General features: G+C 70.9%; 30 protein-coding genes. 10 read left to right on the top strand and 20 right to left on the bottom strand.

The features are described 5' to 3' along the window. Positions 1-3 precede the first annotated feature (3 nt). From J5Y10_RS22530 to J5Y10_RS22510, 5 genes are all read right to left on the bottom strand, one after another. Positions 4-303, bottom strand: coding sequence for a UBP-type zinc finger domain-containing protein (locus tag J5Y10_RS22530; RefSeq protein ID WP_209376373.1), 300 nt, complete (start codon positions 301-303; stop codon positions 4-6). After that, positions 300-1,952, bottom strand: coding sequence for an FAD-dependent oxidoreductase (locus J5Y10_RS22525; protein ID WP_209376372.1), 1,653 nt, complete (start codon positions 1,950-1,952; stop codon positions 300-302). The genes J5Y10_RS22530 and J5Y10_RS22525 overlap by 4 nt, the downstream gene beginning before the upstream one ends. Before the next feature lie 104 nt (positions 1,953-2,056). Beyond that, positions 2,057-3,217 carry a glycosyltransferase gene (locus J5Y10_RS22520; protein WP_209376371.1) on the bottom strand — a complete coding sequence of 387 codons (1,161 nt, stop codon included), beginning with the start codon at positions 3,215-3,217 and terminating at the stop codon, positions 2,057-2,059. A gap of 94 nt (positions 3,218-3,311) precedes the next feature. Then, positions 3,312-4,535, bottom strand: a complete 1,224-nt coding sequence (locus J5Y10_RS22515) for a glycoside hydrolase family 1 protein (RefSeq protein WP_245214977.1) — start codon at positions 4,533-4,535, stop codon at positions 3,312-3,314. Then, a complete protein-coding gene (locus J5Y10_RS22510) occupies positions 4,535-5,647 on the bottom strand; it encodes a glycosyltransferase family protein (RefSeq protein WP_209376370.1) in 1,113 nt (370 codons plus the stop codon). The genes J5Y10_RS22515 and J5Y10_RS22510 overlap by 1 nt, the downstream gene beginning before the upstream one ends. 302 nt (positions 5,648-5,949) lie before the next feature. Between J5Y10_RS22510 and J5Y10_RS22505 the strand changes: the two genes are divergently transcribed. Continuing rightward, a complete protein-coding gene (locus J5Y10_RS22505) occupies positions 5,950-7,260 on the top strand; it encodes a family 1 glycosylhydrolase (RefSeq protein ID WP_209376369.1) in 1,311 nt (436 codons plus the stop codon). Between the two features lie 76 nt (positions 7,261-7,336). Further along, positions 7,337-7,732, top strand: coding sequence for a DUF4267 domain-containing protein (locus tag J5Y10_RS22500; protein ID WP_209376368.1), 396 nt, complete (start codon positions 7,337-7,339; stop codon positions 7,730-7,732). 43 nt (positions 7,733-7,775) lie between these two features. Here J5Y10_RS22500 and J5Y10_RS22495 read toward each other — a convergent pair whose 3' ends face one another. Continuing rightward, positions 7,776-8,984, bottom strand: coding sequence for an MFS transporter (locus J5Y10_RS22495; RefSeq protein WP_209376367.1), 1,209 nt, complete (start codon positions 8,982-8,984; stop codon positions 7,776-7,778). Positions 8,985-9,235: 251 nt separating this feature from the next. On the opposite strand from J5Y10_RS22495, the gene J5Y10_RS22490 reads away from it, so the two are divergent. From J5Y10_RS22490 to J5Y10_RS22475, 4 genes are all read left to right on the top strand, one after another. Then, complete coding sequence (locus J5Y10_RS22490) at positions 9,236-9,445, top strand: hypothetical protein (protein ID WP_209376366.1); 210 nt, start codon at positions 9,236-9,238, stop codon at positions 9,443-9,445. 161 nt (positions 9,446-9,606) lie between these two features. Beyond that, the gene (locus tag J5Y10_RS22485) at positions 9,607-10,689 is read left to right on the top strand and encodes an SDR family oxidoreductase (RefSeq protein ID WP_209376365.1); all 1,083 of its coding nucleotides are present in this window, start codon (positions 9,607-9,609) and stop codon (positions 10,687-10,689) included. Between the two features lie 94 nt (positions 10,690-10,783). Further along, on the top strand, positions 10,784-11,911 hold the full coding sequence (locus J5Y10_RS22480) for a patatin-like phospholipase family protein (RefSeq protein ID WP_209376364.1): 1,128 nt from the start codon (positions 10,784-10,786) through the stop codon (positions 11,909-11,911). A gap of 469 nt (positions 11,912-12,380) precedes the next feature. Continuing rightward, the gene (locus J5Y10_RS22475) at positions 12,381-13,361 is read left to right on the top strand and encodes a quinone oxidoreductase family protein (protein ID WP_209376363.1); all 981 of its coding nucleotides are present in this window, start codon (positions 12,381-12,383) and stop codon (positions 13,359-13,361) included. 37 nt (positions 13,362-13,398) lie between these two features. Here J5Y10_RS22475 and J5Y10_RS22470 read toward each other — a convergent pair whose 3' ends face one another. The 13 genes from J5Y10_RS22470 to J5Y10_RS22410 all read right to left on the bottom strand — a co-directional run bounded on the left by J5Y10_RS22470 (position 13,399) and on the right by J5Y10_RS22410 (position 23,875). Then, entirely contained in the window at positions 13,399-13,620 is a 222-nt protein-coding gene (locus J5Y10_RS22470) for a hypothetical protein (RefSeq protein ID WP_209376362.1), read from the bottom strand. Positions 13,621-13,728: 108 nt separating this feature from the next. Beyond that, on the bottom strand, positions 13,729-14,532 hold the full coding sequence (locus tag J5Y10_RS22465) for an Ntn hydrolase family protein (protein ID WP_209376361.1): 804 nt from the start codon (positions 14,530-14,532) through the stop codon (positions 13,729-13,731). 13 nt (positions 14,533-14,545) lie between these two features. Continuing rightward, entirely contained in the window at positions 14,546-15,151 is a 606-nt protein-coding gene (locus tag J5Y10_RS22460) for an exopolysaccharide biosynthesis protein (RefSeq protein ID WP_245214976.1), read from the bottom strand. Between the two features lie 185 nt (positions 15,152-15,336). After that, on the bottom strand, positions 15,337-15,678 hold the full coding sequence (locus J5Y10_RS22455; protein ID WP_209376359.1) for an STY0301 family protein: 342 nt from the start codon (positions 15,676-15,678) through the stop codon (positions 15,337-15,339). Positions 15,679-15,691: 13 nt separating this feature from the next. Then, positions 15,692-15,991 carry a hypothetical protein gene (locus tag J5Y10_RS22450; protein WP_209376358.1) on the bottom strand — a complete coding sequence of 100 codons (300 nt, stop codon included), beginning with the start codon at positions 15,989-15,991 and terminating at the stop codon, positions 15,692-15,694. Positions 15,992-16,074: 83 nt separating this feature from the next. Continuing rightward, positions 16,075-16,620, bottom strand: a complete 546-nt coding sequence (locus J5Y10_RS22445; protein WP_209376357.1) for a cytochrome b — start codon at positions 16,618-16,620, stop codon at positions 16,075-16,077. Then, the gene (locus J5Y10_RS22440) at positions 16,617-17,669 is read right to left on the bottom strand and encodes a catalase family peroxidase (RefSeq protein ID WP_209376356.1); all 1,053 of its coding nucleotides are present in this window, start codon (positions 17,667-17,669) and stop codon (positions 16,617-16,619) included. The genes J5Y10_RS22445 and J5Y10_RS22440 overlap by 4 nt, the downstream gene beginning before the upstream one ends. Before the next feature lie 352 nt (positions 17,670-18,021). Further along, positions 18,022-19,008: a Bug family tripartite tricarboxylate transporter substrate binding protein gene (locus tag J5Y10_RS22435; RefSeq protein WP_209376355.1), complete on the bottom strand. Its 987-nt coding sequence runs from the start codon at positions 19,006-19,008 to the stop codon at positions 18,022-18,024. Between the two features lie 26 nt (positions 19,009-19,034). Further along, the gene (locus J5Y10_RS22430) at positions 19,035-19,916 is read right to left on the bottom strand and encodes an isocitrate lyase/PEP mutase family protein (protein WP_209376354.1); all 882 of its coding nucleotides are present in this window, start codon (positions 19,914-19,916) and stop codon (positions 19,035-19,037) included. 27 nt (positions 19,917-19,943) lie between these two features. Continuing rightward, complete coding sequence (locus J5Y10_RS22425; protein WP_209376353.1) at positions 19,944-20,438, bottom strand: LeuD/DmdB family oxidoreductase small subunit; 495 nt, start codon at positions 20,436-20,438, stop codon at positions 19,944-19,946. After that, on the bottom strand, positions 20,435-21,718 hold the full coding sequence (locus J5Y10_RS22420) for an aconitase/3-isopropylmalate dehydratase large subunit family protein (protein ID WP_209376352.1): 1,284 nt from the start codon (positions 21,716-21,718) through the stop codon (positions 20,435-20,437). Before J5Y10_RS22420 ends, J5Y10_RS22425 begins: the two co-directional genes overlap by 4 nt. A gap of 22 nt (positions 21,719-21,740) precedes the next feature. Next, positions 21,741-22,703, bottom strand: a complete 963-nt coding sequence (locus J5Y10_RS22415) for a Bug family tripartite tricarboxylate transporter substrate binding protein (RefSeq protein WP_209376351.1) — start codon at positions 22,701-22,703, stop codon at positions 21,741-21,743. 83 nt (positions 22,704-22,786) lie between these two features. Further along, complete coding sequence (locus J5Y10_RS22410) at positions 22,787-23,875, bottom strand: TauD/TfdA family dioxygenase (RefSeq protein ID WP_209376350.1); 1,089 nt, start codon at positions 23,873-23,875, stop codon at positions 22,787-22,789. Between the two features lie 205 nt (positions 23,876-24,080). On the opposite strand from J5Y10_RS22410, the gene J5Y10_RS22405 reads away from it, so the two are divergent. Beyond that, entirely contained in the window at positions 24,081-25,127 is a 1,047-nt protein-coding gene (locus J5Y10_RS22405; RefSeq protein ID WP_209376349.1) for a LacI family DNA-binding transcriptional regulator, read from the top strand. A gap of 301 nt (positions 25,128-25,428) precedes the next feature. Here the strand turns inward: J5Y10_RS22405 and J5Y10_RS29010 are convergent, their stop codons facing one another. Beyond that, the gene (locus J5Y10_RS29010; protein ID WP_209376348.1) at positions 25,429-25,572 is read right to left on the bottom strand and encodes a cysteine hydrolase family protein; all 144 of its coding nucleotides are present in this window, start codon (positions 25,570-25,572) and stop codon (positions 25,429-25,431) included. Positions 25,573-25,607: 35 nt separating this feature from the next. Between J5Y10_RS29010 and J5Y10_RS29005 the strand changes: the two genes are divergently transcribed. The 3 genes from J5Y10_RS29005 (at position 25,608) to J5Y10_RS22385 (ending at position 26,504) form a co-directional block, all read left to right on the top strand. Further along, the gene (locus J5Y10_RS29005; RefSeq protein ID WP_209376347.1) at positions 25,608-25,799 is read left to right on the top strand and encodes a hypothetical protein; all 192 of its coding nucleotides are present in this window, start codon (positions 25,608-25,610) and stop codon (positions 25,797-25,799) included. Beyond that, positions 25,727-26,059 (top strand): GntR family transcriptional regulator, encoded by a 333-nt coding sequence (locus J5Y10_RS22390; protein ID WP_432761262.1) that lies wholly within the window; start codon positions 25,727-25,729, stop codon positions 26,057-26,059. The genes J5Y10_RS29005 and J5Y10_RS22390 overlap by 73 nt, the downstream gene beginning before the upstream one ends. A gap of 226 nt (positions 26,060-26,285) precedes the next feature. Further along, complete coding sequence (locus J5Y10_RS22385) at positions 26,286-26,504, top strand: hypothetical protein (protein WP_209376346.1); 219 nt, start codon at positions 26,286-26,288, stop codon at positions 26,502-26,504. Positions 26,505-26,635 lie beyond the last annotated feature (131 nt).

The following is a 26,635-nucleotide window of genomic DNA, read 5'->3' as shown; positions in this document are numbered from 1 at the left end:
GGATCAGTAGAAGCGCGGGATGGGCCCGAGTTGCGGCGTCCGGTCGGGCAGCGCGACCTCCGCATCGTCGATGTAGCACCAGCCCCATCCCTCCGGCGGGTCGTAGCCCTCGATGATCGGGTGCTTCGTCGCGTGGAAATGGGCGCGGGCGTGACGGTGCGGCGAATCGTCGCAGCAGCCGACATGGCCGCAGCTCCGGCAGAGGCGGAGATGGACCCAGGGCGAACCGATCCGCAGGCATTCCTCGCAGCCCCGCGCACTCGGCGTCACGGTGCGGATCGTCGTGACATGCTGGCACATCATGCTGCGACCGCCCTGGCCGCCCGCTCGGCGATGGCCGCATGGATCCCGGCAACGACGGCCGCCCCTTCGCCGACGGCGGCGGCGACACGCTTGGTGGAGCCCGCGCGGACATCCCCGATCGCGAAGACGCCGGGTCGGCTCGTCTCAAGAGGCTGCGCGCCCATGCCGGTGAGGATGAAGCCCTTGGCGTCGGTCCTCACGGCGCCACCCAGCCACGCGGTGTTGGGATCGGCCCCTATGAACAGGAAGACGTGGCGCATGGCGCGGCGCTGCACCGTGCCGTCGATCCGGTTGGTGAACTCGGCGCCGGTCAGCCCGGTGGCGCGGCTGCCTTCCAGGCCCGTGATCTCCGTGCCGACATGGATCTCGACATTGGGCAGGGCCGCGATCCGCTCGATCAGGTAGCGCGACATCGTCGCCTCCAGCCCGCGCCGGACGATCAGGTGCAGGCGGCGGGCATAGGAGGCCAGGAAGACCACGGCCTGCCCCGCCGAATTGCCGCCGCCGACAAGGGCGATCTCCTCATCCGCGCAGAGCCGCGCCTCGATCGGCGAGGCCCAGTAGGAGACGCCCGCGCCCTCGAAGGTCGCGAGGTTGGGAATGGCGGGGCGGCGATAGCGGGCCCCGGAGGCCACCACCACCGCATGCGCCCGCAGGCGACGGTCCCCGGACAGCCGCAGCACCGGCCCCTCCCAGTCCACGACGTTCTCGATCCCCTCGACTGCGACGGGAACGCTGATCTCGACCCCAAACTTCAGCGCCTGGTTGACGGCCCGCCCGGCGAGCGCCTGGCCCGAGATCCCCGTGGGAAAGCCAAGATAGTTCTCGATCCGCGCCGAAGCCCCCGCCTGGCCGCCGGTCGCGTGCTCGTCGAGCACGACCACGGACAGGCCCTCGGACGCCGCATAGACCGCCGCGGCCAGCCCGGCCGGGCCCGCGCCCACGATGGCGACATCGTACACGGCCGCCGGGTCCAGCACCGGCGTGAGCCCGAGGCAGGCCGCGAGCCCGGCCTCGTCCGGACGCCGCAGCAGCGTGCCGCTCGGGCAGACGGCCAGGGGCAGTTCCTCGGGCAGCAGGCCCGTGCGCTCCACCAGCGCCCGCCCCTCGGTATCCGTTGTCGCGTCGAGCACGAGGCAGGGGAAGCCGGCGCGGGCCAGGAAGCCCTGCAGGCGGACGATCTCCGGGCTGCCCGGCACGCCGATCAGGATCGTCCCGGCACCACCCTCCGCGATCAAGTTCACGCGGCGCAGGATCAGGGCCCGCATCACGATCTCGCCCAGCTCCGCCGAGCCGACCATGAGGGCTCGGAGATGGGCCGCGTCGAAAGGCAGCGCGACGCACCCCTCAGGCCCGGCGCGGCCGGCGGCGATGGAGGGGCGGCCGGCAAGCTGGTTGACCTCGCCGCTGAACCCGCCGGGACCGTGCGTTGTGACCGGCGCCTCATGGCTCAGCCCGTCGCGGCGGACCACGTCGATCGAGCCCTCGAGCACGAGCCAGGCGGGGGCGCCGTGATCCCCGATGGCGTAGAGCGACTCTTCAGCGGCGAAGCGGTGCGGGGCGCCGCTGGCAAAGCGGCGGGCGATCCCGATCTGCTGGGCATCGAACACGGGATAGGTCTGTTCGCTGCGGGTTGTCGGTACCCTCATGCCACGCTCCGATCCGCTTCGGACCGGCACTATGACGTTCTCTGCCCGCGGTGCAACGCGCTGGGGCACCCGGCCCGGACGGCTTCCGTCCGGGCCGTTCTACGTCACGCGCTGCGAACGCTCTCGAGGGCGAGACCGGCCCGGCCCTTGCTAATGAGACCGGACATGGCGTTCCAGGTCTTGTCCCAGGAGATCTGGGAGAGCTGCTGGTCCACCGCCTCCAGCCAGGGCCCGCGCGGGCGGACAAGGACGTCCTGGAGGGAGGCGATGGCCGCCTCCGCCGTCTCGGCGATCTCGACCAGCCCTTCCTCGCCCCAGGGCCTGATGACGTCGGCGATCGCGGTCGAGACGACCGGCACCCCCGCCGCGAGGTATTCCGGGGTCTTGGTCGGGCTGATGAAGCGCGTGGCCTCGTTGATCGCAAATGGCATGAGGCCCGCGTCCCAGTGGGCAAGATGCGCGGGCAGGTCCGCGTAGGAGCGGCCGCCGAGCCAGTGGATGTTGGCCAGGCGCGGCAGGTCGGCGGGATCGATCTTCACGACGGGGCCGATCATCACGAAGGACCAGTCCGGCCGGAGCCGCGCGCAGGCGGCCAGCAGTTCCAGGTCCAGCCGCTCGTCCACCACGCCGAACCAGCCGATCCGCGGGCCGGGGATGTCCCGGAGCTCGGGCGGCTCCGGAACCTCGCCGGCGCGGGCCCGCGCGAAGTGACCCGCATCGATGGAGGAGGGAAAGCAGTGGACATCGTGGCGGATGGAGCGCTTCGCCTCGTAGAGGGACTGCCCGCCGGTGAAGACGAGATCGGCCCGGCGCATGAGGCGCCGCTCCTCGATCAGCATCTGCGGCGAGGCGCCCCGGAAAGCCGAGAGCTCGTCCATGCAGTCATAGACCACGAGGCCCGGCGAGAGATGGCCCGCGACCGCCTGGGCCAGCGGCGTGTAGTACCAGAGCACGTCCGGCTGGCCGGCCTCGGCGAGCAGGGCATCGAGGAGGGGGCGCTGCATCCGCTCCACGCTGCCGGGCACGCCGTCCCAGTAGGGAAGGACCGGCACCGCCACCTCCACGCCCCCGGCCACCTCTCGGCGATCGAGCCGCGGCAGGTTGGGGCCGGGCGGCTCGTAGCGCGGTTCCTCGAAGTAGACGACCCTCCAGTCCTGCGCCGCGCGGGTGAGCAGGTGCTGCGGGCGCTGCAGCACGAGGTCCCATGGCAGGTGCGACATGCAGAGGAGGAGTGGGCGAATGGGCGTGCCACCGGATCGAATCATGAAGACGTAAGTACTCGAAAGGCGCTTCGGTCACGCAATCCTATGTTGCAGTGCCAATGAATGCTGCGTGATCGGGCCGATGGTGTTCCGCCCCTCAGGACGCCCCGCAGAGTGCCCGGAACAGGGCGCGCTGCCCGGCCAGCTCCGCCGCCAGCGGCTCGTGGACGGGCCGCTCGTCCCCCTCCTGGAGTTCCAGCAGGCCGTTCGGGCAGTAGCGGTCGTTGTCCCAGCCGGGATGCGACAGGACGGGGTAGATGCAGACCCCCTCCATCGGCACGCCGGCGCGCATGGCGGCGCGCACCTCCTCGCCGACGTAGCGGAACCAGGGGGCGCGCTCATCGCCTTCGATGCTGGTTTCCGCCATGAAGATCGGCCGGCCGTAGCGCGCATGGGTGCCCGCAAGCAGGTCGCGGAGCGGCGTGTGCCGGGGGTCGCCGGGCAGCAGCGGCTCGCGCGGGCCACCATGGAGCCACTGGTTGTTCCAGTAGTAGTTGACCCCGAGGATATCGAGCATGTCGGGCGCGCCGCCCAGTTCTGGCGCCAGGCGGCCGGCGATCATGTCCCAGGCATGGAACTGGCCCTCGTTCCGGGCCTCCCCTTCGGCGGGATCCTCTCCCTCGCGGGCCACGATGTTGATGATCGGGTCGATCGCCAGGATGCGCGCCCCCGGCGCCGCCTCCCGCACGGACCGCGTGCCGGCCAGGGTGGCACGGACGAGCTGGGTCTTCAGCTCGCCGCTGCGCTCCGGGTCCCTGTCCCCGGGGTTCATCAGCCCGGCCTCGCCGCCGGCCCAGGCGAAGAAGGAGATCTCGTTGACCGGGCATACCATGGGGGCGACGCCGGTCTCCTCCAGGTGCAGCCGGGCGAAGGCGCCGGCGAAGGCCGCGAAGCGGTCCACGAAGGCGGCGGAGTAGACGTCCAGCCCATCGGGCCAGCCGTAATGGCAGAGGTCCCAGGCCACCTGGGTCCCCGTCTCCCGCGCCGCGCGGATCGCGGGAAGGACGGAGGACCAGTCGTAATGGCCCGGGGTGGTCTCGATCAGGTGCCAGCGCACGCCGTCGCGGACCGCGCGGATGCCGTAGCCGGCAAGCTGCCGGTAGTCCTGGGCGACAAGGTCGTCGTGGCGCGTGCTCCGGATCAGGTCCAGCCGCCGCCCGTCCCCGCGACGGTGGGTGGAGCACTCGAAGCCGCCAAGGAAGAAGCTCTGGAAGAGGCTTGGCCGGAAGGCCAGCTCCGGGGCGGTGCCTGAAGGGGCAGGGCTGCCCCCTTCGGTGAAACTGCGGTGGACGGTGCGGGCGTCGTCGGGGTTGTGCTGCATCAGGGCCTTGCAGGGCTGTGGCGGCGCTTCGCGCCGATCTCGAGAACCAGTCGGGCGGCCGCGTCAACGCCCCCCCCGCCGGTAACCAGGCTCCGCGCGCGGTCGCGCATGGCCGCGGCCTCGCCGGGCCTGTCGAGCACGGCACGGAAGGCGCCTTCCAGTGCCTCCGGGCTCACGGCATCAGGAAGGAAGCTGTGCGCCCCCCCTTCGCGCCCCAAGGCCTCGCCGAGCAGAAGCGTCTCGGAAATGGGGCCGGGCACGAGCACCATGGACGTGCCGAGGGCGGCGGCCTCGTGCATGGTGCTCGTCCCCTCCCCGATCACGATATCAGCAGCGCTGATATGGCGGAGCGCATCGGCCTGCGGCATCACGCCCTCCAGACGCACCCAGTCCGGGAAGGCATCCAGCCCGAGGATGCCCCGCAACTCCTCCCGGTCGTGCACGGCCACGAGGTGCAGCCGCAGCCCGGGATGGGTGCTGGCCTGCAACCGCTCCGCCGCCCGGTAGACGCTGGAGAGGACGCGGATGCCGAATTCCCGGCTGAAGGGGAAATTCCGGACCGCGTAGAGGATCATGGGGCTTCCCGGCTCCGCGCCGAGCCCGGCCCGCGCCTCCTCTCGCCCGGGCACCGCGGCCAAATCCAGGAAGGGGCCGGTCGTCGTGATCAGGTCCTCGACGAGCGACAGCTCCTCCGGCCGGGGGACGAGAGGGGCATAAGCCCAGATGAGGGCATCCATCTGCCGCATCATCGGCCAGTCGCCGAAAAGCTCATCGCCGACGGGCGGGATGGGGATGGAGACCCAGGCGGCCCGGGGCACGCCGGCGCGGAGCGGGAACAGATAGCGCGCCGTGTCGTCCACGATGACGTCCGCATCCCCGAAGCAGGCCTCAGTCACGGCCTTCCGGTTCTGCCGGGAAATCGGGGGCAGAAGGCGGGGCTGGTAGCCCATCTGCACGGTCATCTCGACATTCGGCGACCTCAGCCGGACGGTGTCGATCACGTACTCGATCTGCACGGAAGGGTCCGCGCGCTTCAGGGCGCGGGCCAGGGTCGCCGTCCGGGACACATGGCCGATGCCGCCTTCCACGCAGGGCAGCATGATGACCTTCATCGAAATCGCCCCGCCCGCGATGCCATCGATCCTCCTGCCTCTCGACTCCCGGCCCGATGCTCGGGCCGAAGGAAAGTTCCCGGTCCTTCCCTCCATCTCACAGACTCGGCAAGGGAACAAACCGGGTCCACCAAAACGATCGAGGCAGGCCCTTTCTTAACACAGATAAATGATGGCCTTATTGTGACGGCGCCTGAAACTATAACAGCAAGTCCTGGCAACGAATTCTTCGCCCCTGCGCTGTTGCCGGAGAGTGCGGTGCCAGCACCGCCTCAAACAGGCTGGGCGGGACGGGTGAAAGCATGAGTGATCTGGAGCTGTGGGGCGGGGTGGAGTGCACCGTTCTTCGCGTCGGGGATGCATGGCGGGACCAGCTCCGGGACACCGGCCATCACGACCGTCCGGACGACCTGGACCTCATCGCCGATCTCGGGATCCGCAAGCTGCGCTATCCCGTCCTGTGGGAGAAGGTCGCGCCCGACGACCTCTCCCGCATGGACTGGAGCTGGTCCGATGCGCGCCTCGGGCGGCTTCGCGAACTCGGCTGCGATCCGATCGTCGGCCTCGTGCATCACGGATCCGGCCCCGCTTACACCAGCCTGCTCGACCCGGAATTTCCGGAGAAGCTGGCCGCCTACGCGGCGCAGGCCGCGGCCCGCTATCCCTGGGTGCAGGACTGGACCCCGGTGAACGAGCCGCTGACCACGGCGCGCTTCTCCGGCCTCTACGGCCACTGGTTTCCGCATGGCAACGACATGCGCAGCTTTCTCACGGCCCTGATGAACGAGTGCCGCGGCACCGCCCTGGCGATGCGGGCCATCCGCCAGGTCCGCCCGGACGCGCGGCTGGTCCAGACCGAGGATCTCGGCCGCGTCTTCTCCACGGGGCCGCTGGCGGGCCAGGCGGCGCATGAGAACGAGCGGCGCTGGCTGAGCCTCGACCTGCTCTGCGGCCGGGTGGACCGGCACCATTCCTGGTACGACATCATGATCGCCGAGGGCGTGCCGCAGGCGCAGCTGGACGCGATGGTCGCCGAGCCCTGCCCGCCGGACATCGTGGGCATCAACCACTACGTCACCAGCGACCGCTTCCTCGACCACCGCGTCACGCTCTATCCGCCGAACACCGTGGGCGGGAACGGCGACCGCGTCTACGCCGATACGGAGGCCGTCCGGGTCCCGCTGCCGCCGGACATCCATATCGGCCCCGAGGCGAGGCTGCGCGAGGCCTGGGAACGCTACCGCCTGCCCGTGGCCGTCACGGAGGCGCATCTCGGCTGCGTGGAGCCCGAGGAGAGCGTCCGCTGGCTGCTGGAGGTGTGGAACGCCGCGAGCCGCCTCAGGCAGGAGGGTGCGGACCTGCGGGCCGTCACCGTGTGGTCGATGTTCGGGGCCATGGACTGGTGCTCCCTCCTGCGCGAGCGCAACGGCCGGTACGAGCCGGGCGTCTTCGACGTGCGCCATTCCCCGCCCCGGCCGACGCCGCTGGCCCAGGCCGTGCGCGCGCTGGCCATGCGCGGGCGGTTCGAGGCGCCCATTGTGCAGAAGCCCGGCTGGTGGCGGCGCGAGGACCGCTTCGTGGTCGAGCCCCAGGCCATGGCCGGGTACGACTGAAAAGGGAGAAGGCCGGTGCGGCCGCATCGCGGATCGCCGGCCCTTGTCTGAGCGGGGCCGCTGGGATCCCTGGTCCTTGTTCGCCCTTTCGCCCGGCGCGGCGCTGGCCGCGCTGGGCGTCCTCATCGTGCTGGCGCCGCGAATGGGCGCGGCCCTGTTCGGGCTCCCCGCGCCGGAAGGAGAGGCGCTCGGCTATGTGCGCGCCCTCGGCATCCGCGACATCGCCTTCGGCGGTTACGTCCTCGTTCTCGCCCTGCTCTCCGGGCTGCGCGCCGCAGGGCTCGTCCTCGCCGTCACGCTGCTGATCCCGGCGGGCGACCTGTTGTTGCTCCTCATCCTCCGGGGCTTCTCCTCGCCCTTGCACCTGATGCTGCACGCGGGCAGCGGATGCTATGTCGGGCTCGGGGCATACATCCTGCTCCGCCGCCCGGCGGATCCCGGCGGCGACCGCGCGCCTCCACAGCCTCGTTGATCGTTGCAGGTGGATCCCGCACCGTTGAAAGACGGAAGGGGGTTCAGCGCTGCGCCATGCCGCGCGTCTCCGGCATGATCAGCCAGAACAGCAGGCCGCCCAGCGCGGCAACGCCCGCCATCGCCAGGAACGTGGCGTCATAGCCCGCCCGGACCACCATCTGGCCCGCGATCCCCGCGCTGAGCACGCCGCCGACACCGTGCACCGTGCCCACCACGCCCTGGGCCGCCGCAAAATGCCCGCTTCCCCGACTGAGATCCGCGATCACCACGGGGAAGAGCGCGCCGATCAGCCCCGCGCCCACGCCGTCCAGCAGCTGCACGGCGATCAGCCAGGCAGTGTTGTCGGACAGGGTGTACAGCACCCCGCGCAGCGCCAGCGCGACGAAGGCGGCCAGCAGCAGCGGCCGCCTTCCCCAGGCATCCGCGCGCGCACCGGCCATCGCCGCTACGGGCACCATGACGGATTGCGCGGCGATGGCCGAGGCCGCGGTCAGGGTGATGCCCTGCCCGAGATTCTGCAGCGCGAGTTTCTGGGCGACGAGGCCGAGCATGGAGGCATTGGCCAGGTGGAATAGCGCGCCGCAGGCCGCGAAAGCGAGGAGCGGGCGGGAGCCGAGCAGAAGGCGCCAAGCGGATGCCCCCTGCACCGGCACCGCACCGGGCGGCAGGCCGCGCGCGACGGAATGGTCGATGGCGCGGGCGGGCACGGCGGCGGCGGCCAGGACACTGGCGATCATGGTGAAGCCCATGCTCCAGAACAGCACCGCGCTGCCGAAGAAGGGCGCAGTGAGGAGGATGGCCAGGGAGATCATTCCATCCCCGAGGTGGAACAGGGCCTCGTTCCGCCCGGCACGCCCGGCGAAGCGCTCGGGGCCGACCACGCCGAGGGAGATGGCCGCCAGCGTGGGGCCGATGGTGACGCCGGCCAGGGCCCCGACCACCCCGGCCAGCGCCACCGGCCAGAAATACGGGGCGAGCGGGATAAAGAGGCAGGTCAGCGTGACGAGCACCGTCGCGCCTGCGATCAGCGCGCGCTTGGCGCGCACGCTGTCCACCAGCGCCCCCATCGGGGTCTGCGACACCAGGCCGGTCAGCCCGCCGATGGAGAGCGCGGCGCCGATGCGCCCCGCGTCCCAGCCGTGCTCCGTCATGAGATACACGCCGAGAAAGGCACCCAGGCCGTAACGCGCGTCGGAGACAAAGAAGCTCAGCGCGTCGAGGCTCCGTTCGGCACGCTTCCCGGGTGTCATGCGCCGTTTCCTGCCCTGAACGAATGCCGCCGCGCAACTAACCCAATTTGTGCCGCCTCGTTTCGACTGGGCACGGGCCGCTCCGCTCGGGATCATGAGAGACGTGCGGCTGCTCCGGGACGAAAAGGGCCGGGGCGTGTGCAGGGCCCAGCGCCACATGACGCGTCACGTGGAGGTGACCGCGAAAATCCAGGGGGCATTCGCCTGGGTTAGGGCAGCGCTCGCCCGGGTGCTTCATCTGGAATCTTCGTATGTCCGGCATCCCAGGGGCGAGCATGAAATACGTGAACTCCTCGACGCTCGTGATCGCGGGCGCAGCCATCCTTGCCCTGGTTCTCGCGGCACCGCTCAGCTGGTTCCTTGAGAAGGATTCGTCGAAGGGCAATCCGGCCAGCAGCTTCGGCATTCCCCATACGACGACCTACGATCCGGCAGACCGTTCCTCCACATCCACCCGCTAGCATTCGGCAACACCCGATCCGCCGGGGATGCCGCGCAGGCCGCGATGCCCGGCAACGGCCGGGTCCTCGCGGTGTCCCGCAGGCAAGAGCGGCACCGCCGGAAGGCCCGATGTCAGCACTTCGCTGGCAACACATTGCTTGCCCGGGAACATGAGCGACAGATGACAGCAACCGAAGACAAGAGCCGGCGCGCAGGATCCCTTGCGGGCGGCGCGCCCGTGGTGGTGATCACCGGCGCGTCCAGCGGAATCGGCAGGGCAACGGCCCTGGCCTTCGCCCGCACGGGCGCCTCCGTCGTGCTGGGCGCGCGGCGGGCGGAGATGCTCGACGACGTGGCGCGCGAATGCACGGCGCTGGGCGGTGCGGCCCTGGCAGTGCCGACGGACGTGACGCGGGAGGAGGAGGTCGAAGCCCTCGGCCGGCGCGCGCTGGAGCGCTTCGGCCGGATCGACGTCTGGTTCAACAATGCGGGCCTTGCCGCCTTCGGGCGGCTCGAGTCCATTCCGTCCGACGTGTGGCGGCGCGTGATCGAGACGAATCTCTTCGGCTTTATGCACGGGGCCAAGGTCGCGATGCGGCAGTTCCGCGCGCAGGGCCGCGGCACGCTGATCCAGAACGGGTCCATCGTGGGGGCCACGTCCAAGCCCGACGGCTCCGCTTATGCCGCCAGCAAGTTCGCCATCCGCGGCTTCTCGGAAGCGCTGCGGCAGGAAGTGCTGGACCAGCCGGGGATCCAGATCTGCACGATCCTGCCTTCTGTGATCGACACGCCCTTCTTCGACCATGCCGCGAACTACAGCGGGCGCCGCGTGCGCGCCGCGCCGCCGGTCTACACGGCCGAGGAGGTTGCGCAGACGGTGGTGGGGCTGACCCGGCAGCCGCAGGCGGAGGTGGTCATCGGCGGCTTCGGGAAGATGGCCGTCGCACAGAGGCAGCTGGCGCCGAACTTCACCACCTGGTTCACGGGCCGGGCCCTGCACACCGGCTTCCTGTCCGGGGAACCGAGCGAGGACACGCCGGGCGCCCTCTTCGAGCCCATGCGGGACGGCCGCGGGGTGGAGGGAGGCTGGCGCGCTAGGCCTGAGAGCGGCGGCGCTCCCCTCGCCGCCATGACCTCCATCGCGGCCCTGTCGCTCGATCTGGCCTCCATGCCGATGCGGATGGCCGATATCGGCCTGACCTCGGCCTTCCGCTTTCTTGAAGCCACCCTGCCTCCAGGCCCGCCCGGGCCCGTATCGAAGTAGGCGCGACGGTTTGCAGGATGCAATCCCGGCGGGGCCACGGCCGCCTCGCCCGTCCACCGACCTGCGCGGCGAGCCTCGATCCCCCTCGGAAGGGGTGCCGGACCGGGTGGGGCGGACCCATGCCATGGTGTTCTCGGGCGGGGTGGCGTTGGGCGCCTACCATGCCGGCGCCTATGCCTGCCTCGAGGAGCAGGGCGGCCCCGATCCGGACTGGGTTGCCGGCGCATCCGTTGGGGCGGTGACCGCGGCGATCATCGCCGGCAACCCGGCCGGGCGCCGCAGCGAGCATCTCCGCCGCTTCTGGGATGAGATGGCCTACGATCCGGCCCCTTGGGCCTCGCTCTGGCTCGGGCAACCCGGCCCGCGAGGGCCCTGGAGAAAGGCCCAGGGCTGGGCGGCGGTCCTCCAGCTTCGTCTGTCCGGGCATCCCCGACTGTTCGTGCCCCACCTTCTTCCCTGGAGCGAGAGCAGGGCCCCGGGGCTCTATGACCTGAAGCCGCTTCGCCGCCGCCTGGAGAAGCTCGTTGATTTCGATCTGCTGAACAGCGCCAGGGCCCCTCGCCTGAGCACCGTCGCGACGGATCTTTCATCCGGCGAGCGGGTCATCTGCGATACGCGGCACGGCACGCGGATCGGGCAGGAGCATATCCTGGCATCCTGCGCCCTGCCGCCCGACTTTGCCCCGATCGAGATCGACGGGCGTCTGCTGGGCGATGGCGGCCTGTCGACCAATGCGCCCGTCGATCTCGTGCTCGACGATCCCGGTCGCGGCGAGCGGGTCTGCTTCGTGCTGGACCTCTTCTCGAAGAGGGGCCGGCGGCCGGCTTCGCTGGCGGAAACCACGGCCCGCGCTGTGGACCTCGTCTTCTCCGGGCAGACCGGCCTCATCCTCGACGGCCGCCAGCGCGAGCACCGGCTGCGGGCCCTGATCGCGGGCCTGGAGTCGCAACTGCCGGACGAACTCCGCCAGGACCCGGCGGTTGCCTCGGTCCTGCAGGAGGGCCGGCCCCAGGCCACGACGGTGCTCCACCTCAGCTACGGCGCCCCGACGGAAGCGGCCGACATGCAGAAGACCTTCGATTTCTCGCCCTCCGCGCTCACCCAGCGCTGGCAGGCCGGGGCGCGCGACATGCGGGCCGCCCTGCAGGAACTCCCGGCAGCGCCCGATCCTTCGGAAGCGCCAGGCTTCCATCTCCGGAGGATACCGGGCGACGCGACCTGAGAAGGGCGGGGCGGCGTCCTGGCCGGCTTTTCGGCGGCCGTGCGGTGTCCAAAGGCCGTGATTCGCGCCGGCGGCATCCATGCCCTATATGTCGCGCAGCCGCCGACCGCTCCTCCAAGCAGGTCGGTGGTCAGGGCCGGCTTGTAGGCACCCGCCCGTGCCTCGCCGGCCCGCTTTCCCTCTCGATCGATGGTGTTGCCGCAATGCCGGAGAGGCCGTGCGCCTGAGCGCGACGGCACCGCTCCGTGCCGGTTCAGGTCCCGCAGCGAGGGTTCCCGGTGGCGCGGTTTGCCGGCCAGCGGTCCTCTCGTCCTTTTCGACGGTCGACTGGGCGTTGAGGTCCCTTCAGCGATCGCCGTGGAACGGCGAAGCGCGGCCTGCCGCGCTGGTCAGATGGGAATCGCCGGCCTTCATGTCGGACGCACGAGCGCCTACGGAGGAAGGGCAGAAGCTTCGTCAGGAGATGAGCATGTCAGCAGCCCGCCGGGTCGTGGTCGCCGAGTTCGGGCCACCCGAGGTCATGTCGGTCGTGAACGAGGATCTGGCGCCGCCCGCCGCGGGCGAGGTGCAGCTTCGGCACACGGCGATCGGCTTCAACTTCATCGATGTCTACCAGCGCAAGGGCCTCTACCCGCTGCCCTTGCCCACGGGCCTCGGCTTCGAGGCGGCGGGCGTGGTCGAGGCGGTCGGGCCCGGCGTGACGGGGATCCGGCCGGGTGAGCGCGTCGCCACCATGAATGCGGGCGTCGGGGCCTATGCCGACCGCCGTAACGTTCCGGCGGAGAAGCTGGTGACATTGCCGGACAACGTGAGCGACGAGGCCGCGGCCACGCTCCTGTTCAAGGGGCTGACGGCCCAGTACCTGCTCCGCGCGACCCACGCGGTTCAGCCGGGGGATCTGCTGCTGGTGCATTCGGCCGCTGGCGGCGTCGGCCAGATCCTGACCCGTTGGGCGACCGCGCTGGGGGCCACGGTGATCGGCACCACCGGCTCGCCCCGCAAGCGGGAAGCCGCGCTGGCCGCGGGTTGCGCAGCCGTCCTGGACCTTACCGACCCGGACTGGCCGCAGACCTTCCTGGCGGCGAGCGGCGGGCGCAAGGCGCGGGTGGTCTATGATGCGGTGGGCAAGGATACGCTGCTGAAGTCGCTCGACTGCGCGGCCCCTTTCGGGCTGGTGGTCAGCTACGGCGCGGCCTCTGGCAAGGCGCCCGCTATCGACCCGGAACTGCTGGGCCAGAAGGGCGGGCTGTTCCTCACGCGCCCCTCCGTCTTCCCGCACAATGCGGAGCCTTCGGCCCTTCGCGCCCATGCCGCCGACCTGTTCGACGCCATTGGCAGGAACCATGTGGCGGTCGATATCGGTCAGCGCTTCGAACTGGCCCAGATCGTCGAGGTGCACCGGGCCGCGGAGGAACGCCGCGCGGAGGGCGCCATCCTCATCACGCCATAGGCGCAGCCCCACCGGGCGGCCGCCTTGCGAGCCGGCATCAGCGTTCCTCGACGAGCGTGCCGATCAGGCGGAGCAGTTCCTGCTGCTCCGGCCCTGCACCTCGCCGGAGGAAATCGGCCACCTCGACCATCGTGGTCTCGCCGCCGGAGGCGAGGTTCGGCTCGTGACGGACGAAGACCCGTCCCGAACGGGCTTCGCGGACAAGGGACCACCGGTCGCCGTTCGGGCTGTCGTAGAGCTCTCGTTCCTCAACGGTCATGCCGGATGTCCTGTCCTGGACTGCTCACGCCCGGCAAAGCGGGCCGGCAGGCAAGGTAGCGCCTGAACGCCGCCAGTTGCGGCAATTTCCCCGCGGGCATGATGGCGACTACCGGGGTTCCGCACCGTGCAGGGCCGGGCGCTGCACCCAGCGGAAGCCCTCGTGCTTGGTGATTGCGGCGATCTGCACCGCCCCGCCCACGGATTTCGGAAGGAAGACCGCGAAGCGCACGAAGCCGATGGTGGTCTCGACAAGGTAGCGCGCGAGGTCGATCGCGTCCTGGATCGGCATCGCCGGGGCCGAGAGCGTGGCGTAGAGGTCCCCGACCAGCTGGGCCTGCAGCGTCGAGGCCTGGCCCTTAGGGATGCCATGCCGGGCGAGGGCCGCCCCGATCTCGAAGCCGGTTCCGAGAATGAGCCGGTTGAGCGCCTCGTACTGCCCGTCCCACAGCACGCCGAATCCTTCCTCGCCCATGATGCAGCGGGGCGACGGGCAGGCACGATCGATGATGTTGACCTCCCACACCTCGGCGAGCGGACGCCCGGCGGAGTAGCCACAGACCCGCAGCTGCAGGGCGGTACCCTCGGCGCAGGCCAGCACCTTTTCCTCGAAGAGGAAGGCCCGCAGCCGCTGCGCGACCTCCTCCAGCGTGTAGGACGCGGGATCCAGCCGCCAGTCCGCATGGTCCGGATCGAGCCCCGCCAGGCGCCGCCGCAGGTCCTTCAGCAGGGTCTCGACGGACTCGTTGGCGATGCCGCCCGCGCCGGTGGACATCGCGCCGATCGGCAGGCCCTCGTAGAGGTTCGTGATCTTGTTCGCATGGGCATAGACCTGCCCGCTGGCCATGGTGCCGGCGCTGTCGGCGGCCATGACCACGCCGTCGTTGATCTTCACGGAGACGATGATCGTCACGGGCGGGCTTCTCCTAGAGCAGGCCAGGCACCCAGCCCGTCGTGCTCAACGTTTCCCAGGCGAGGATCGCTGCGCCCACGACAACGGCCAGCGCGGTCAGGAGCCCGACGAGGAGCAGGAGGCCGTCCTGCTCCAGATAGGCGAAGGCGATCAGGGCGACGACCAGGGCCGGCGGGATGTTGCTCAGCGGCAGCGGGACGAAGAAGCCGACGCTGACCGGCAGGACGGCCGCGCCGACCGCGCGCTTGGTGGCCTCGAAGGGCGTAGTCCAGCGGGGATGGACGACCTTCTCCAGCAGGCGGAGGACCGGGACGACGCCGCGGACGAGGCGGGCAAGCGGCCGGGCCGCGATCGGCCGCGCCGCCACCGCGCGGGGAAAGACCGGGCCGGGATGGGCCCGCAGCATCTGGTAGGCCGGGATCGGCAGGAGAAGGCCGACCGCCACCGACACGCCGGGCAGGGCACCGAGAAGCGCCAGCAGGAGGAGGAGCACGCCGAAGGACCGGTCCCCCAGGCCCCGGAGCAGCCAGTCGAGCGTGACGTGCTCGGACGGTGCCCGCAGGAAGAGGTCCCCCAGGACGACGGAGGTCGGCTGACGCGCCTTCGGGCCGGGCTGCAAGGATAGGGTGCCTCCGAGGTGGCACGATGCCAGCGGCATGCGGGGTTCAGCAACGCCGCGCAGAGGCTGCCGTCCCGCTGGCGGTCATTCCCGTTTCATGACCTTCCCCGCTTCGGGCCGGGGGTGAGAGGCCGTGGCGTGTCATCCCCCGGGCGAAGGCTTCGCTGGCGATCTCGCGGTGCCCATCACTGGCACTCCACCGCCCCGGCGATCCGTCCCCCCGGCGCCGAGGTGAAGCCGCACTGGCGCGCCCGGGCCGGCACCTCGGCCTCCAGCTTCCGCGTTACCCGGTCGTAGCCGCATACGAGATAAGCGGCACGCCCGGCCTGCCGGATATAGGCCACGTCCCAGGTGACCCGCCGCCCCCGCTGGTCGGGAACGAGGCTGGCCAGCTCGGCCGGCGGGCCGTCGAACAGCGTCACCTCCCGCAGAGGCCGCCCATCCTGCATCGCCGGGCAGAGCACCGCGGCCCCTGCGGCAGCGGGGAGGAGGACGAGGACGAGGACCGCGAGGAACAGGGAGCGCATCCCCGGGAGGCTATCAGCGGCGGCGCAGGGCCAACAACGACAACCCCGCGATGGCCAGGCCGGCGAGGGCGGGCCCCGCCTGCATCAGCCAGACATAGGCCCCCTCATAGACAAGGGCCTGTTCGTCGCTGTCCAGGATCCAGTCCCGCCGGAGCGGCTGTTGCGCCGTCTCCATGCGCGACACGGCCCATTCCGGCACCCGCTTCAGCACGAGGAACACCTCGGCGGAGTCGTTCGAGACGACAAGGCCGGTGAACAGCCGGGCGGCGATCAGGAGCGTGGCGAGGCCGGCCAGCGTCAGGGTTGCTCGCATGGTTCACCTCTGCGCGGGCCGTCGAGGCGCCCCGCCGGCCAGGATCCTGCGCCGGGCATGCCCCCGGCGCCCCTCGCTGGCGCCTAGTCGAGCGCGCGGGTCGGGACAGGCGCCATGGCCTCGAAGACGCCGTCGCGCCGCACCAGCGCGTGGAACAGCGCCGCGCCCAGGTGCAGCAGGATCACCGCGAAGAAGGCGTAGGCGAGGTAGCCATGCGCGCCCCGGAGCAGGGCGTAGAGCTCCAGGTTCTGCGGCAGGATGGGCGGGAGGCGCAGGCCGTCGAAGAGCACCACCGGGTAGCCCTCGGCGGACAGCATCGCCCAACCCAGCAGCGGCATGGCGAACATCAGCCCGTAGAGGACGAGGTGGGAGAGGTGCGCGGCGAGCTTCATCGGCTCCGGCAGGTCCGCCGGCAGCGGCGGCGCGCCCCGGCGGAGCCGCAGGACGAGACGCAGCAGGGCGAGCACGAGGATCGCGATGCCCAACGGCTTGTGGATGGAGACCAGCGTCAGGTAGCGGGCGGATATGGTGGAAACCATGCCCACGCCGATGAAGAGCATGGCGAGGATGCAGGCCGCCATCACCCAGTGGACCAGGCGTTGCAGCGGGCTGAAGCGCGCGACGGTCATGGGCGGGCTCCCGGGGCGGTGTGCGGATAGCTGCCGGCCTCGGCCGCGCGGCGCCGGTAGGACAGGGCATAGGCGGAGGAGCGGGCGGCGGGGAAAGGGTCGGCCGAGGTGCGGATGCCGTCGGGCAGCACGGTCGGGTCGTAGTTCACGTCGCGGCAGGGGCCGTCCGCCTCCTCCTGCAGCGCCTGTATTGTCAGGGTGCCGACATCGATGGTGCGGCGGCCCTCCGGCCAGGCCTTGCTGGGGTCGTCCACGGGATCACCCGGTTCGGCGACGGTCAGCGCCATGGTCCAGCGGACCGGGCCGGCCGCGAGGCGTGTCCTGATCTCCTGGTTCAGGAAATCGGGCGCGCGCGTGGCGAGATGGTCCGGGGGAACGGGAACGGGCTGGGCCGCCGGCCGCATGGACCAGCGCACGACGTGGTCGCTGCCCCCGGCATCCGTGAAGACGAAGGCGTTGATGCCGTTGTAGCGCTCCTCGGCGTAGCTGCCGGTCCAGGGGGCGCTGCCGGCCCAGGCGCCGAAGGCCGCGATCTCCGGATGCGCCGCGGCGAAGGCGGGCATGGCCCCCGGCTCCTTGCTCGCCGAGGCCTGAAGCAGGGCGTAGAAGGCCTCCGGCGTCGAGACGGGGAAGAAGGGCGGGGTGATCATCCCCGTGCGCCACTCCGAGCCGTCTGGCCCGAGGATCTGCAGGCTGAGGCCGCGCACGCGGGCCTTGGCGTCGGGCTCCGAGATGGCGGCGGTGCCGAGATTGAGGCGGCCGATCACGGGATAGGCGCCGGCGGCGAGCAGCCGGGCGCGGGACAGGGCGGCGCCGGCCCCGTTCGCCTCGAAGGTGCCGGTGAAGCAGATGCCTTTCACATGGTTCCGCCGGTGTCCCGGCGCGGGGCCGCCCGGTGGGCTCAGCGCGCCCACCACCTTCTCGCGCGAGAGGCGGCCTGGGGAGAGCCAGCCGGCGGTGTAGGCGAAGGCGGCGGTGGCCCCGCACAGCACCCCCGCGATGACCGCGAAGGCGCCGAGGCGGAAATGCGGCGTTGAAGGTGGCTGCACGACGAACCTCTCCAAGTGCAAGGCGAGCCGCGTTCAGCCCTGAACCCCCAGGCTATCGCAGGTTAGGAATGCTTCAACCCGCAGAATGATGACGAGTGGCAGAGGTCTCCAACTTCGGGACGCGATCCGAGGGACATGAGCCATAGGTGCCGCGGCTGCTCGGCGCTCCGGCGCCTATTTCCCACCAAGTCGTTTCTCCGGCCGGAACGGCTGCCGGCGGAATGATCACTGCGCCTTCTCCGGACGCTGGAGCTGGTCGGACCAGATCGCGTCGGACCTGCACCGGCGGCACGGCATGGCGGTCCACTGATTCCCGCCGTCCGGGCTCGCAGGACCGTGCCGGGGCGAAGCCTCACTCCTGGCGGATGCCGCCCTCCCGGATCACCGGCGTCCAGGTGTCGTACTCCTTCTGCAGGAAGCGCGTGAAATCCTCCCGGGTGCCGCCGACGACGTTCCCGGCCTGGGAGTTGAACACGGCGTCCCGCACCTCGGGCAGGGCGGCGATGCCGGCGAAGATTTCGTTGATGCGCTGCGCGAGATCGGGGGCCATGCCGGCGGGGGCGGCCACGCCGTACCAGACGCCGATGTCGAAGCCGGCCAGGGTGTCGCTGACAGGCGGGACCCCCGGCATGGCGGGGCTGCCGCCGGGATTGCCCATGGCGATCGGGCGGATCGCGCCTTCCTTCAGCATCTGAAGCGCGGAGGAGAGGCTGGGAAAGCCGAGCTGCGTCTCGTTCCGCATCACGGAGGTGACGATCTCGGATCCGCTGCGATAGGGGATGTGCACCATGGAGATGCCGGCGCGGCGGCAGAGCAGGGCCATGAAGAGATGGCTGCCATTGCCCACCCCGGCCGAGGCGTAGGTATAGGCATCCGGCCGCGCCCTCGCCCGGGCGATGACATCCGCCACCGTCCTCTCCGGCACGGAGGGATGGGCGAAGAAGACGGCCGGCAGGTTCACGAGGTGGATGATGGGGGTGAAGGCCGTCATCGGGTCGTAGCCGAGGCGGGGATTGAGCTCCTTGCCAATGGCGTTGGCGCCGATATCGGCCATCAGCAGGATGTTCCCGTCCGGCCGCTGCCCCGCGACATAGGCGCCGCCCACCAGCCCGCCCGCGCCGGCGCGGTTCTCCACCACCAGCGCCTGGCCGTTGGCGAAGCGCGGGAAATGCTGCGCCACCTGCCGCGCCAGCGTGTCCGAGGCGCCGCCGGGGGTGAAGGGCACCACCAGCGTCACCGGGCGGTCCGGCCAGGCCGCGCGCTGGGCCAGCGCCGGGGTGGCGAGCAGCCCGGCGCCGATGGTGCCGAGCGCGCGGCGGGTGAGAATCGATCCTGTCATGGTCGGCTCCTTCGCAACTGGGCGGCCTATTCGGCCGCCTGCTTGCGCTCGGGGCGCGCCCACTTCGCGTCAAAGTCCCACACCTCCTGGAAGCCCATCAGCTCGTTCATCCCGCTGAACGGGTAGATATCCAGGCCGTGGCTGTCGCCGCGCTGGCGCAGGTGGCCATAGGCCTCCTCCAGCACCTTCGCGACGCTCAGGAAGCCGATCGCGGGATAGATAGCGACGTTGTAGCCGATGGACTTCAGCGTCTCGGCCGAGAGGATCGGCGTGCGGCCGCCGCCATCCACGTTGTTCGCCAGCAGGGGCGCATCGATCTCGCCGCCGATGCGGCGCATCTCCTCCTCGCTCTCGGGGCTCTCGATGAAGACGATGTCGGCGCCGGCCTTCGCGTAGAGCTTGCCACGGCGGATCGCCTCATCCAGCCCGAGGGTGGTGCGGGCGTCGGTGCGGGCGATGATGAGGAAGTCGTCGCTCCTGCGCGCCTCGGCCGCGACCTCGATCTTCAGCGCCATCTCCTCGGCGGGGATGACGCGGCGGCCGGGGGTGTGGCCGCACTTCTTCGGCACCTCCTGGTCCTCGATCTGGATGGCGGTGACGCCACCGGCCTCGTAGCCCATCACGGTGTGGCGCACGTTCAGCAGCCCGCCATAGCCGGTATCGGCATCCGCGATCACGGGCGTCGTGCTGCCCTGCGCGAAGCGGGCCATGCGGGAGACCATGTCCGTGTAGGTCGCGATGCCCGCATCCGGCACGCCGAGATGGGAGGCGACGGTGCCATAGCCCGTGGCATAGAGGGCGGCGAAGCCCATCCGGTCCGCCACCCGGGCGGAGATCATGTCGAAGATGCCGGGGGCGACGACGAAATCGCCGGCCTTGAGGGCGGCCTTGAGGCGGGGATCGGCCATGGGGTGTCTCCTGGTGGGGTCTGGGGTTCAGGCGGCGAGGGCGGCGCGGACGCGCTGGACCAGCCCGCCGGCGGCGAGGATGGCGCGCACCTCCTCGCCCAGGGGCTGGGCCTGCCAGGTCCGGTCGCCCTGGCGGATGGAGGCGGTAGCGAGGTCGACCGTGGCCGGCTCGCCCGCTTTCAGGGCAGCGGCGGCTTCCGGGCAGATCAGCACGGGCAGGCCGAGGTTGACGGCGTTGCGGTAGAAGATGCGCGCCGCGCTGACGGCGACGATGGCGCCCACCCCCGCCGCGCGCAGCGCCACCACCGCGTGCTCGCGGGAGGAGCCGCAGCCGAAGTTGCGGCCGGCGGCGAGGATGTCGCCCGGGCGCGCGCGGTCGGCGAAGCCGGGGTCCAGCCCTTCCAGGCAGTGGGCGCGCAGCTCCTCCGGCCTGCGCAGGGCGAGGTAGCGGCCGGGGAGGATGACGTCGGTGTTCACCTCGTCCCCGAAGCGGTGGACGCGGCCTTGCAGGAGCGCGCTCATGCCGCCTTCACCACGGCGCGCAGCGCATCCGGCGGGACGATCTCGCCGGCGACCGCCGCGGCGGCGGCGACCCAGGCATTGGCGAGGAAGACCTGGGAGTCCGGGTCGCCCATGCGGCCGCGGTAGTTGCGGTTGGTGGTGGCGATGGCCGTCTCCCCCGCGGCGAGGATGCCCATATGGCCGCCGAAGCAGGCGCCGCAGGTGGGGGTGGAGACGGCGGCGCCAGCGGCCGCCAGCGCGTCCAGCAGCCCTTCCGCCAGGGCCTGGCGCCAGATTCGCTGCGTCGCCGGCACGACGACGAGCCGCACGCCCGGCGCGACATGCCGGCCCCGCAGGACCGCGGCGGCCTGGCGCAGGTCCTCGATCGTGCCGTTGGAGCAGTTGCCGATATAGACCTGATCCACCCGCTGCCCCCGCAGCGCCTCGACCGGCACGCCGTTGGCAGGGGATGGGGGGCGGGCGACGAGGGGGGAGAGGGCGCCGAGGTCGATCGCGATGCGGTGGCGATAGCTGGCGCCGGGGTCGGCCGCCACGGGCGGACCGTTCGGCGCGCCGGTGGCCGCGTTGCGCGCGGCGGAGAGGGCATCGCCCTCCAGCACGCAGGTATCGGCGCCGGCCTCCACGGCCATGTTCGCCACGGCCATGCGGGCGTCCACGGGAAGGCTGGCGAGGCCCGGGCCGCCGAATTCCAGGGAGGCATCCGCGGCGCCGTCCGAGCCGATGCGGCGGATCACCTCCAGGATCACGTCCTTTCCCGCGACATAGGGGCCGGGCCTGCCCGTGAGCTCCACGCGGATGGAATCCGGCACGCGCATCCAGAGCTGCCCCGTCGCCATGGCCGCGGCGAGGTCCGTGGAGCCGAAGCCGATGCCGAGCGCATTGAAGGCGCCGGCCGTGCAGGTGTGGCTGTCCGCGCCGAAGACGACGCTGCCATGGCCGACCATGCCGAGCTCCGCCAGGAGCGTGTGCTCGATCCCGCCATTGCCGGGCTCGTAATAGTGCGGGATCCCGTGGCGCGCGGCGAAATCGCGCGTCATGCGGATGGCCCCGGCCGCAGCGATGTTGGGGGCCGGAGCGAAGTGATCGGCCACGAGCACGATGCGCTGCGGATCGAAAGGGCGGGCGGCGCCCATCTCCTCGAACCCCTCGAAGGCGAGCGGGCCGGAGACGTCGTTCAGAAGGACGACGTCCGGCCGCACCGTGACGGTCTCGCCCGCAAGGGCGGTCCCGCCGACGGCATGGGCGGCCAGGATCTTCTCGGTGATGGTCTGTGCGGCCAAGTCGGCGGCGCCTTTCCCGTGATTATTGCGAGACGTTGATCAGCCCCTCGCGCGCGGCCTGGGCCCAGCGGGCATCGTCGCGCTGCAGGAAGGTGGCGAAGGAACCGAGGACGATCGGCTTCACGTCGGCGCCGAGTTCCAGCAGCTTCGCCTTCAGCGCAGGTTCCTTCAGTGCGTCCTGGATCGCCGTGGCCATGCGCTGCGCGATCGGCGCGGGCAGGCCGGGCGGCGCGTACATGCCGTACCAGGCCGTGAACTCGTAGCCGGGCACCCCGCTCTCGGCGATCGTCGGCACCTCTGGCAGGAGCAGGGAGCGCGTATCGGAGGTGACGGCGAGGACGCGGACCCGCTCGTCCTGAATATAGGGCAGGACGGAAACGGTGCTGGTGACGCAGGTCGGCAGGTGGCCGGCGATCACGTCGTTCAGCATCGGGCCGCTGCCGCGATAGGGCACTTCCGTCATCGTCAGGCCGGCCATGCGGGCGAAATTGTTGCCGGCGAAGCTGGTGGCGGCCTCCGTGGTGCCGAAGCTGACGCTGCCCGGCTTCTCCTTGGCCGCCTTCATCATGCCCGCCAGATCCCGGAAGGCGCGGCCGTTCACGGCGATGCAGAGCGGAAAGCTGGAGAGAAGGGCGATGGGCGTGAAGTCGTTCACGGGATGGAAGGGGATATTGCGCATGGAGTACTTGTTGATGACGTGCGCGCCCGTGCAGACGGCGAAGGTGGTGCCATCGCCCGGGGAGCGCATGACGTGCTCCGCCCCCACCACGCCGTTGCCGCCTGCGCGGTTCTCCACCACCACGGGCTGGCCGAGCAGGGTCCGCAGGCTTTCCGCCAGGGCGCGCGCGAAGATGTCCGTGCCGCCGCCGGGCGCGTAGGGAACGACAACGCGGACGGGCTTGGTCGGCCAGTCCTCGGCCCTGGCGCGGGGGGCGAGGGCGAGCCCCGCGCCGGCGGCCAGGAGGGTTCGGCGCTGGATCGTCATGCTGGCGGTTCCTCCCGTGATCGGCCCTCTCGGGGGGGCCTCGTCTTGGGGGCGGGGCGCAGCGGCGCCCGGCCCAGGCGGCCCTAGATGCTGTAGGGGGTGTCGCGCATGCCCAGCTCCGCCGCGGCACGGGCCTGATAGGCCACGAGTTCCGGCGTGACGCCGCGCCCCTTGAAGCCGCCGCGCACGCTATTGGCGTCAACGCTCTTGTAGACGTCCAGCAGGGCGGGGGAGAGCGGCCGCGCCTCGGGCACGGAGAGCCAGAGGCGCAGCAGGTGCCGCTTGCGCTCCGGCTCCTCGAAATCCTCGTAATGCGTGCGGGAATGGATGAGGACGTGGTTGTTGACGAGCTGGAAGTCGCCGGGTTCCAGCCACATGTCGAAGGAGAAGTCCGGGCTCTCCGCCATGCGCTGCACCGTGTCCAGCGCCTCGTGCTGGAGCGGGGTCAGGCGCGGCGTGCCCTCCATTGCCTGGGTGGAGCGAATGTGGTTGCGGATGTAGCGGCAGGCAAAGGCGCCGTCGCGCTCGCTGAAGACCGGCGCCATGTACCAGGGCGCCTCGTCCGCCGCCTCCTCGTTCTGCCGGCTGTGGGGAAAGAGGCCGTAGAGCGCCTCCGCCAGGTCGGGGCGGGTGCGGACCAACTCGTTGTGGATGGCCACGGTGGAGGAGAGGCGGCTGAGCCCGCCGGAGCGCGCGGTGTTGAGGCAGAGCAGCCCGACCACGTCGCTGCCATCCGTGTGGTAGTCCAGCTCGGCATTCGTGTTGTAGCCACGGCCGCTGCCGCTGCGGTAGGTGCCGCCGGCGTCGCGCACGTCGGAGATGAGCTGGCTGGCCTTGCCCTGTGGGCGCGCCACGCCGAGATGGGCGCCAACCGCCCAGGCCATCAGCTTGTTCTCATCCGGCGTGCGGCCGGCGGTAGGCAGGCCGCGCATCACGATGAAGCCGGGCCCGTCCTCCACCACGGCGCGCACGTCCTGCAGTACGTCGGCGAAGCGGCCGAGCGGCACGTCGCGGCGGGTGATGCCGAGCATGGGCTTGCCGGCCGCCTTCAGGGCATCCAGGGCGGCGACGAGATCGGCGACCTCCTCCTCCGTCACCTGCCGTAGCCAGCGGCCGGAGCTCGCAATACCGGCTGGGCGCCAATCGGCCTCGGACTGGATCTCCCGATGCATCCGCTTCCTCCTCGTTGTCTCTCTTCCTCCCCGCGTGAGCCGGCGGGGTTAGGGCGAGCATGGCCCGGCAACCGCGCCTTGTTCAAGCACTTTGAGCAAAGCTTTGCGCAAGCATGATGCTGCACTGCGTCAGGGCAGATGCAGAATTGGTCCTGCCATCCAGCGCAAACCTTTGCTCGACGTGACGCTGTGCTAGCATCGCCGCATGGATCTGCCCGCCCCGCGGCTCCGGCCAGCCCGCGCCACGCTGCTCTCCCTTGCCCAATCCGCCGGCGTCTCGGTCTCAACCGTGTCCCGCGCGCTCCGCGGCGACGGGCGCATCTCCCCCGCCACCCGAAAGCGGATCGATGCCCTGGCGACCGAGGCGGGCTACGCGCCGAACGCGATGGCGCGCACGCTGCTGGGCGGGCGCAGCGGCCTGATCGGGCTCGTACTCGGCCCGATGCACAACCCTTTCTACCCGGCGCTGCTGGAGGAGCTGGTCACACAGGCCGCGGAGCGCGGGCAGCGGCTGGTCATCCTGCACGCGGGCGAAGGATCGATGGAGGACCGCACGGCCCAGGCGCTGCTGCAATACCAGCTGGACGGCTGCATCGTGACCTCCGCGGTCCTGCCCTCCCGCATCGCGACGATCTGCCGGGAGAATGCGGTCCCGCTCGTCATGGTGAACCGCGTGGCGCGGGAGCACGGGACGGCGGTGTGCTGCGACAACGCGGAAGGCGGGGCGCGGCTGGCCGACTGGCTGCTCGATGCCGGGCACGCGCGCCATGCCGTGGTCGGCGGCCATGCCGATACCTCGACGAGCCTCGACCGGGAACGTGGCTTCGTCGCCCGCCTCGCCGAGCGGGGCCATGCCCTGGCCCTGCGCTTCGACGGCGGCTCCACGCGGGAGGGGGGATGGGCGGCCGGCACGCGGATCGCCGCCATGCCGCCCGAGGAACGCCCCGACGCCGTCTTCGCCGTCAGCGACGGCATGGCCATGGGCGTGGTCGATGCGCTGCGCGCCGGCTCCGTGCCGGTGGGAGAGGCGGGCGGCGTCTCCGTCGTCGGCTTCGACGGCGTCGCGGCCGCGCTGAGGCCGCCTTACGAACTGACCACCATCCTCCAACCACTCCGGGCCGTGGTCGGCCGTGGACTGGACCTGCTCCTTGCCCGCATGGAGGAGCCGGACAGGCCGGAGGAAGTCGTCATGCTGCGGGGAACGCTGCATGTCGGCCGCTCCGCGCGGCGCCCGGTAGGGTGGGGCATCTGAACCTCTGGGGGCGGTCGGTGGCCGAGGAGAGGAAGAAGGAATTCCTCCTCTCCCCGGGCCCCTCACCATCATCTTTTTCTAGGAGTTGGTCTTGCTGTGCCGACGGCGCGCCTCGGCTCGTGAAGCCGAGGCGACGGCATGAATAGGGTAGGATCGGTCCCGATCCCGAAAGGCTGACAGATCAGGTCAGTCCCGCGGCAGCCCGATGCAGGTCCAGGGTTGGACCTATAGGTCCAACCAGCCTCCTGGCGGAGGGTCGGGGGAGGCAGAGCCTCCCTGGGGCCACTCGGAGCGGCCAGCCTCAGCCCTCGTTCCCGGAGAGCCGCGCCTTCGGCTCATCCAGCGACAGGAGATCGGCGTATTTCTGTCCCATGTCGAACAGGTTCGCCTCCTGCGGCCCGATCGCGCGATCCCCGACGTAATCCGTGATCACCACCGGCCGCATGTTGTAGGCCGCTCGCCCGGACGCAGCCGCTGGTCGTGCAGCCCGCCACCAGCACGGTGTCCACCCGCCGGAAGGCCGGCCAGGCCGCCAGGTCCGTGCCCGCGGCGGAGATGTGGCTGGGCAAGCCGTTGATCCTCATCAACACCGCGACCTGGTGGCACGCGCTGCGCGCCAACGGCATCGAGAACCACATGGAGGGCTTCGGTCGGCTGCTCTCCGGGTTCTGACGCACCGGCGGGAAGAGGGAGCAGCGAGGATACCGAACGCGGCCGAGCGGGCCTATCAGGCCATCCGTGACCGCATCCTCCACGGCAGCTTCATCCCTGGCGCGCCGCTGCGGGAGGAGATGCTGGCCGCAGAGATCGGTGTCAGCCGGACGCCCGTGCGCGACGCACTGCGGCGCCTGCTGGCGGACGGACTGGTGGAGACCACGTCGGCTGGAGGGGGATGCTGCTGCGGCTGCTGCAGGCCCCGCTCGTGCTGCTGAAGGAGTACGGCCTGCAGCAATCCGTCGGGATCGGCCGGTCCAACAGCCAGCACCGCGAGATCCTGGCCGCCCGGCGCGCCGGCAACTCGGAATGGGCGGGGATGGCCGTTCGGGGCCCATATCGCGTCCACCGTGCCGGAAGGGCTTCGATCAGCCGGAACGTGAAAGGGCCCCAGCCACCGATCTCCGTGCGCCTCCCTCAAGGCAGGATGACGTTCCGGAGTTCATGGCTGAGCTCTCCGTAGATGCGCGTCAGCTCGGCAAGCTCCTCGATGGCCGCCATAAGCAGGTGATCCTGTCCCGATCGCTCGAGCTCGGCGATCAGCTTCTTCTGCCGCTCGATGCCCAGCTGGCTCGCGCGCGCGCTGAAGAGCTTTCTCGAATCGGGTTGGCCCTGGTGTCATCCCAGACCTCCGGCACCAGTTGCGTCGCGCTTCTAGGCTGACGAGCAGCGGTCTGGCATTCACAGGCGATACCGGCGCGCCGCGAAACGCCGGTTTCCGGGCGCATGAGGACGCCGCATAGCCGGGGCGTTCCAGTTTCTTTGAAGCGCCGCGAATCGGGGATAAGCTGCCT

This window comes from Roseomonas indoligenes (assembly GCF_017813365.1).
GTDB lineage: Bacteria > Pseudomonadota > Alphaproteobacteria > Acetobacterales > Acetobacteraceae > Roseomonas > Roseomonas indoligenes.
Note: the sequence above shows the minus strand (reverse complement) of the source record. Positions and strands in the feature narration are given on the sequence as shown.

Excerpts from the sequence above, each read along its gene's own strand:
- J5Y10_RS22455 (WP_209376359.1), bottom strand. The coding sequence starts at position 15,678 with ATGCGCTCCCTGTTCCTCGCGGTCCTCGTCCTCGTCCTCCTCCCCGCT.
- J5Y10_RS22435 (WP_209376355.1), bottom strand. The coding sequence starts at position 19,008 with ATGACAGGATCGATTCTCACCCGCCGCGCGCTCGGCACCATCGGCGCC.
- J5Y10_RS22470 (WP_209376362.1), bottom strand. The coding sequence starts at position 13,620 with ATGACCGTTGAGGAACGAGAGCTCTACGACAGCCCGAACGGCGACCGG.
- J5Y10_RS29010 (WP_209376348.1), bottom strand. The coding sequence starts at position 25,572 with ATGCGGCCGGTGGTGATCACGGATTACGTCGGGGATCGCGCGATCGGG.
- J5Y10_RS22410 (WP_209376350.1), bottom strand. The coding sequence starts at position 23,875 with ATGCATCGGGAGATCCAGTCCGAGGCCGATTGGCGCCCAGCCGGTATT.
- J5Y10_RS22495 (WP_209376367.1), bottom strand. The coding sequence starts at position 8,984 with ATGACACCCGGGAAGCGTGCCGAACGGAGCCTCGACGCGCTGAGCTTC.
- J5Y10_RS22515 (WP_245214977.1), bottom strand. The coding sequence starts at position 4,535 with ATGCAGCACAACCCCGACGACGCCCGCACCGTCCACCGCAGTTTCACC.
- J5Y10_RS22450 (WP_209376358.1), bottom strand. The coding sequence starts at position 15,991 with ATGCGAGCAACCCTGACGCTGGCCGGCCTCGCCACGCTCCTGATCGCC.
- J5Y10_RS22475 (WP_209376363.1), top strand. The coding sequence starts at position 12,381 with ATGTCAGCAGCCCGCCGGGTCGTGGTCGCCGAGTTCGGGCCACCCGAG.
- J5Y10_RS22385 (WP_209376346.1), top strand. The coding sequence starts at position 26,286 with ATGGCTGAGCTCTCCGTAGATGCGCGTCAGCTCGGCAAGCTCCTCGAT.
- J5Y10_RS22405 (WP_209376349.1), top strand. The coding sequence starts at position 24,081 with ATGGATCTGCCCGCCCCGCGGCTCCGGCCAGCCCGCGCCACGCTGCTC.
- J5Y10_RS22445 (WP_209376357.1), bottom strand. The coding sequence starts at position 16,620 with ATGACCGTCGCGCGCTTCAGCCCGCTGCAACGCCTGGTCCACTGGGTG.
- J5Y10_RS22505 (WP_209376369.1), top strand. The coding sequence starts at position 5,950 with ATGAGTGATCTGGAGCTGTGGGGCGGGGTGGAGTGCACCGTTCTTCGC.
- J5Y10_RS22485 (WP_209376365.1), top strand. The coding sequence starts at position 9,607 with ATGACAGCAACCGAAGACAAGAGCCGGCGCGCAGGATCCCTTGCGGGC.
- J5Y10_RS22510 (WP_209376370.1), bottom strand. The coding sequence starts at position 5,647 with ATGAAGGTCATCATGCTGCCCTGCGTGGAAGGCGGCATCGGCCATGTG.
- J5Y10_RS22525 (WP_209376372.1), bottom strand. The coding sequence starts at position 1,952 with ATGAGGGTACCGACAACCCGCAGCGAACAGACCTATCCCGTGTTCGAT.
- J5Y10_RS22520 (WP_209376371.1), bottom strand. The coding sequence starts at position 3,217 with ATGATTCGATCCGGTGGCACGCCCATTCGCCCACTCCTCCTCTGCATG.
- J5Y10_RS22430 (WP_209376354.1), bottom strand. The coding sequence starts at position 19,916 with ATGGCCGATCCCCGCCTCAAGGCCGCCCTCAAGGCCGGCGATTTCGTC.
- J5Y10_RS22415 (WP_209376351.1), bottom strand. The coding sequence starts at position 22,703 with ATGACGATCCAGCGCCGAACCCTCCTGGCCGCCGGCGCGGGGCTCGCC.
- J5Y10_RS22425 (WP_209376353.1), bottom strand. The coding sequence starts at position 20,438 with ATGAGCGCGCTCCTGCAAGGCCGCGTCCACCGCTTCGGGGACGAGGTG.
- J5Y10_RS22490 (WP_209376366.1), top strand. The coding sequence starts at position 9,236 with ATGTCCGGCATCCCAGGGGCGAGCATGAAATACGTGAACTCCTCGACG.
- J5Y10_RS22530 (WP_209376373.1), bottom strand. The coding sequence starts at position 303 with ATGATGTGCCAGCATGTCACGACGATCCGCACCGTGACGCCGAGTGCG.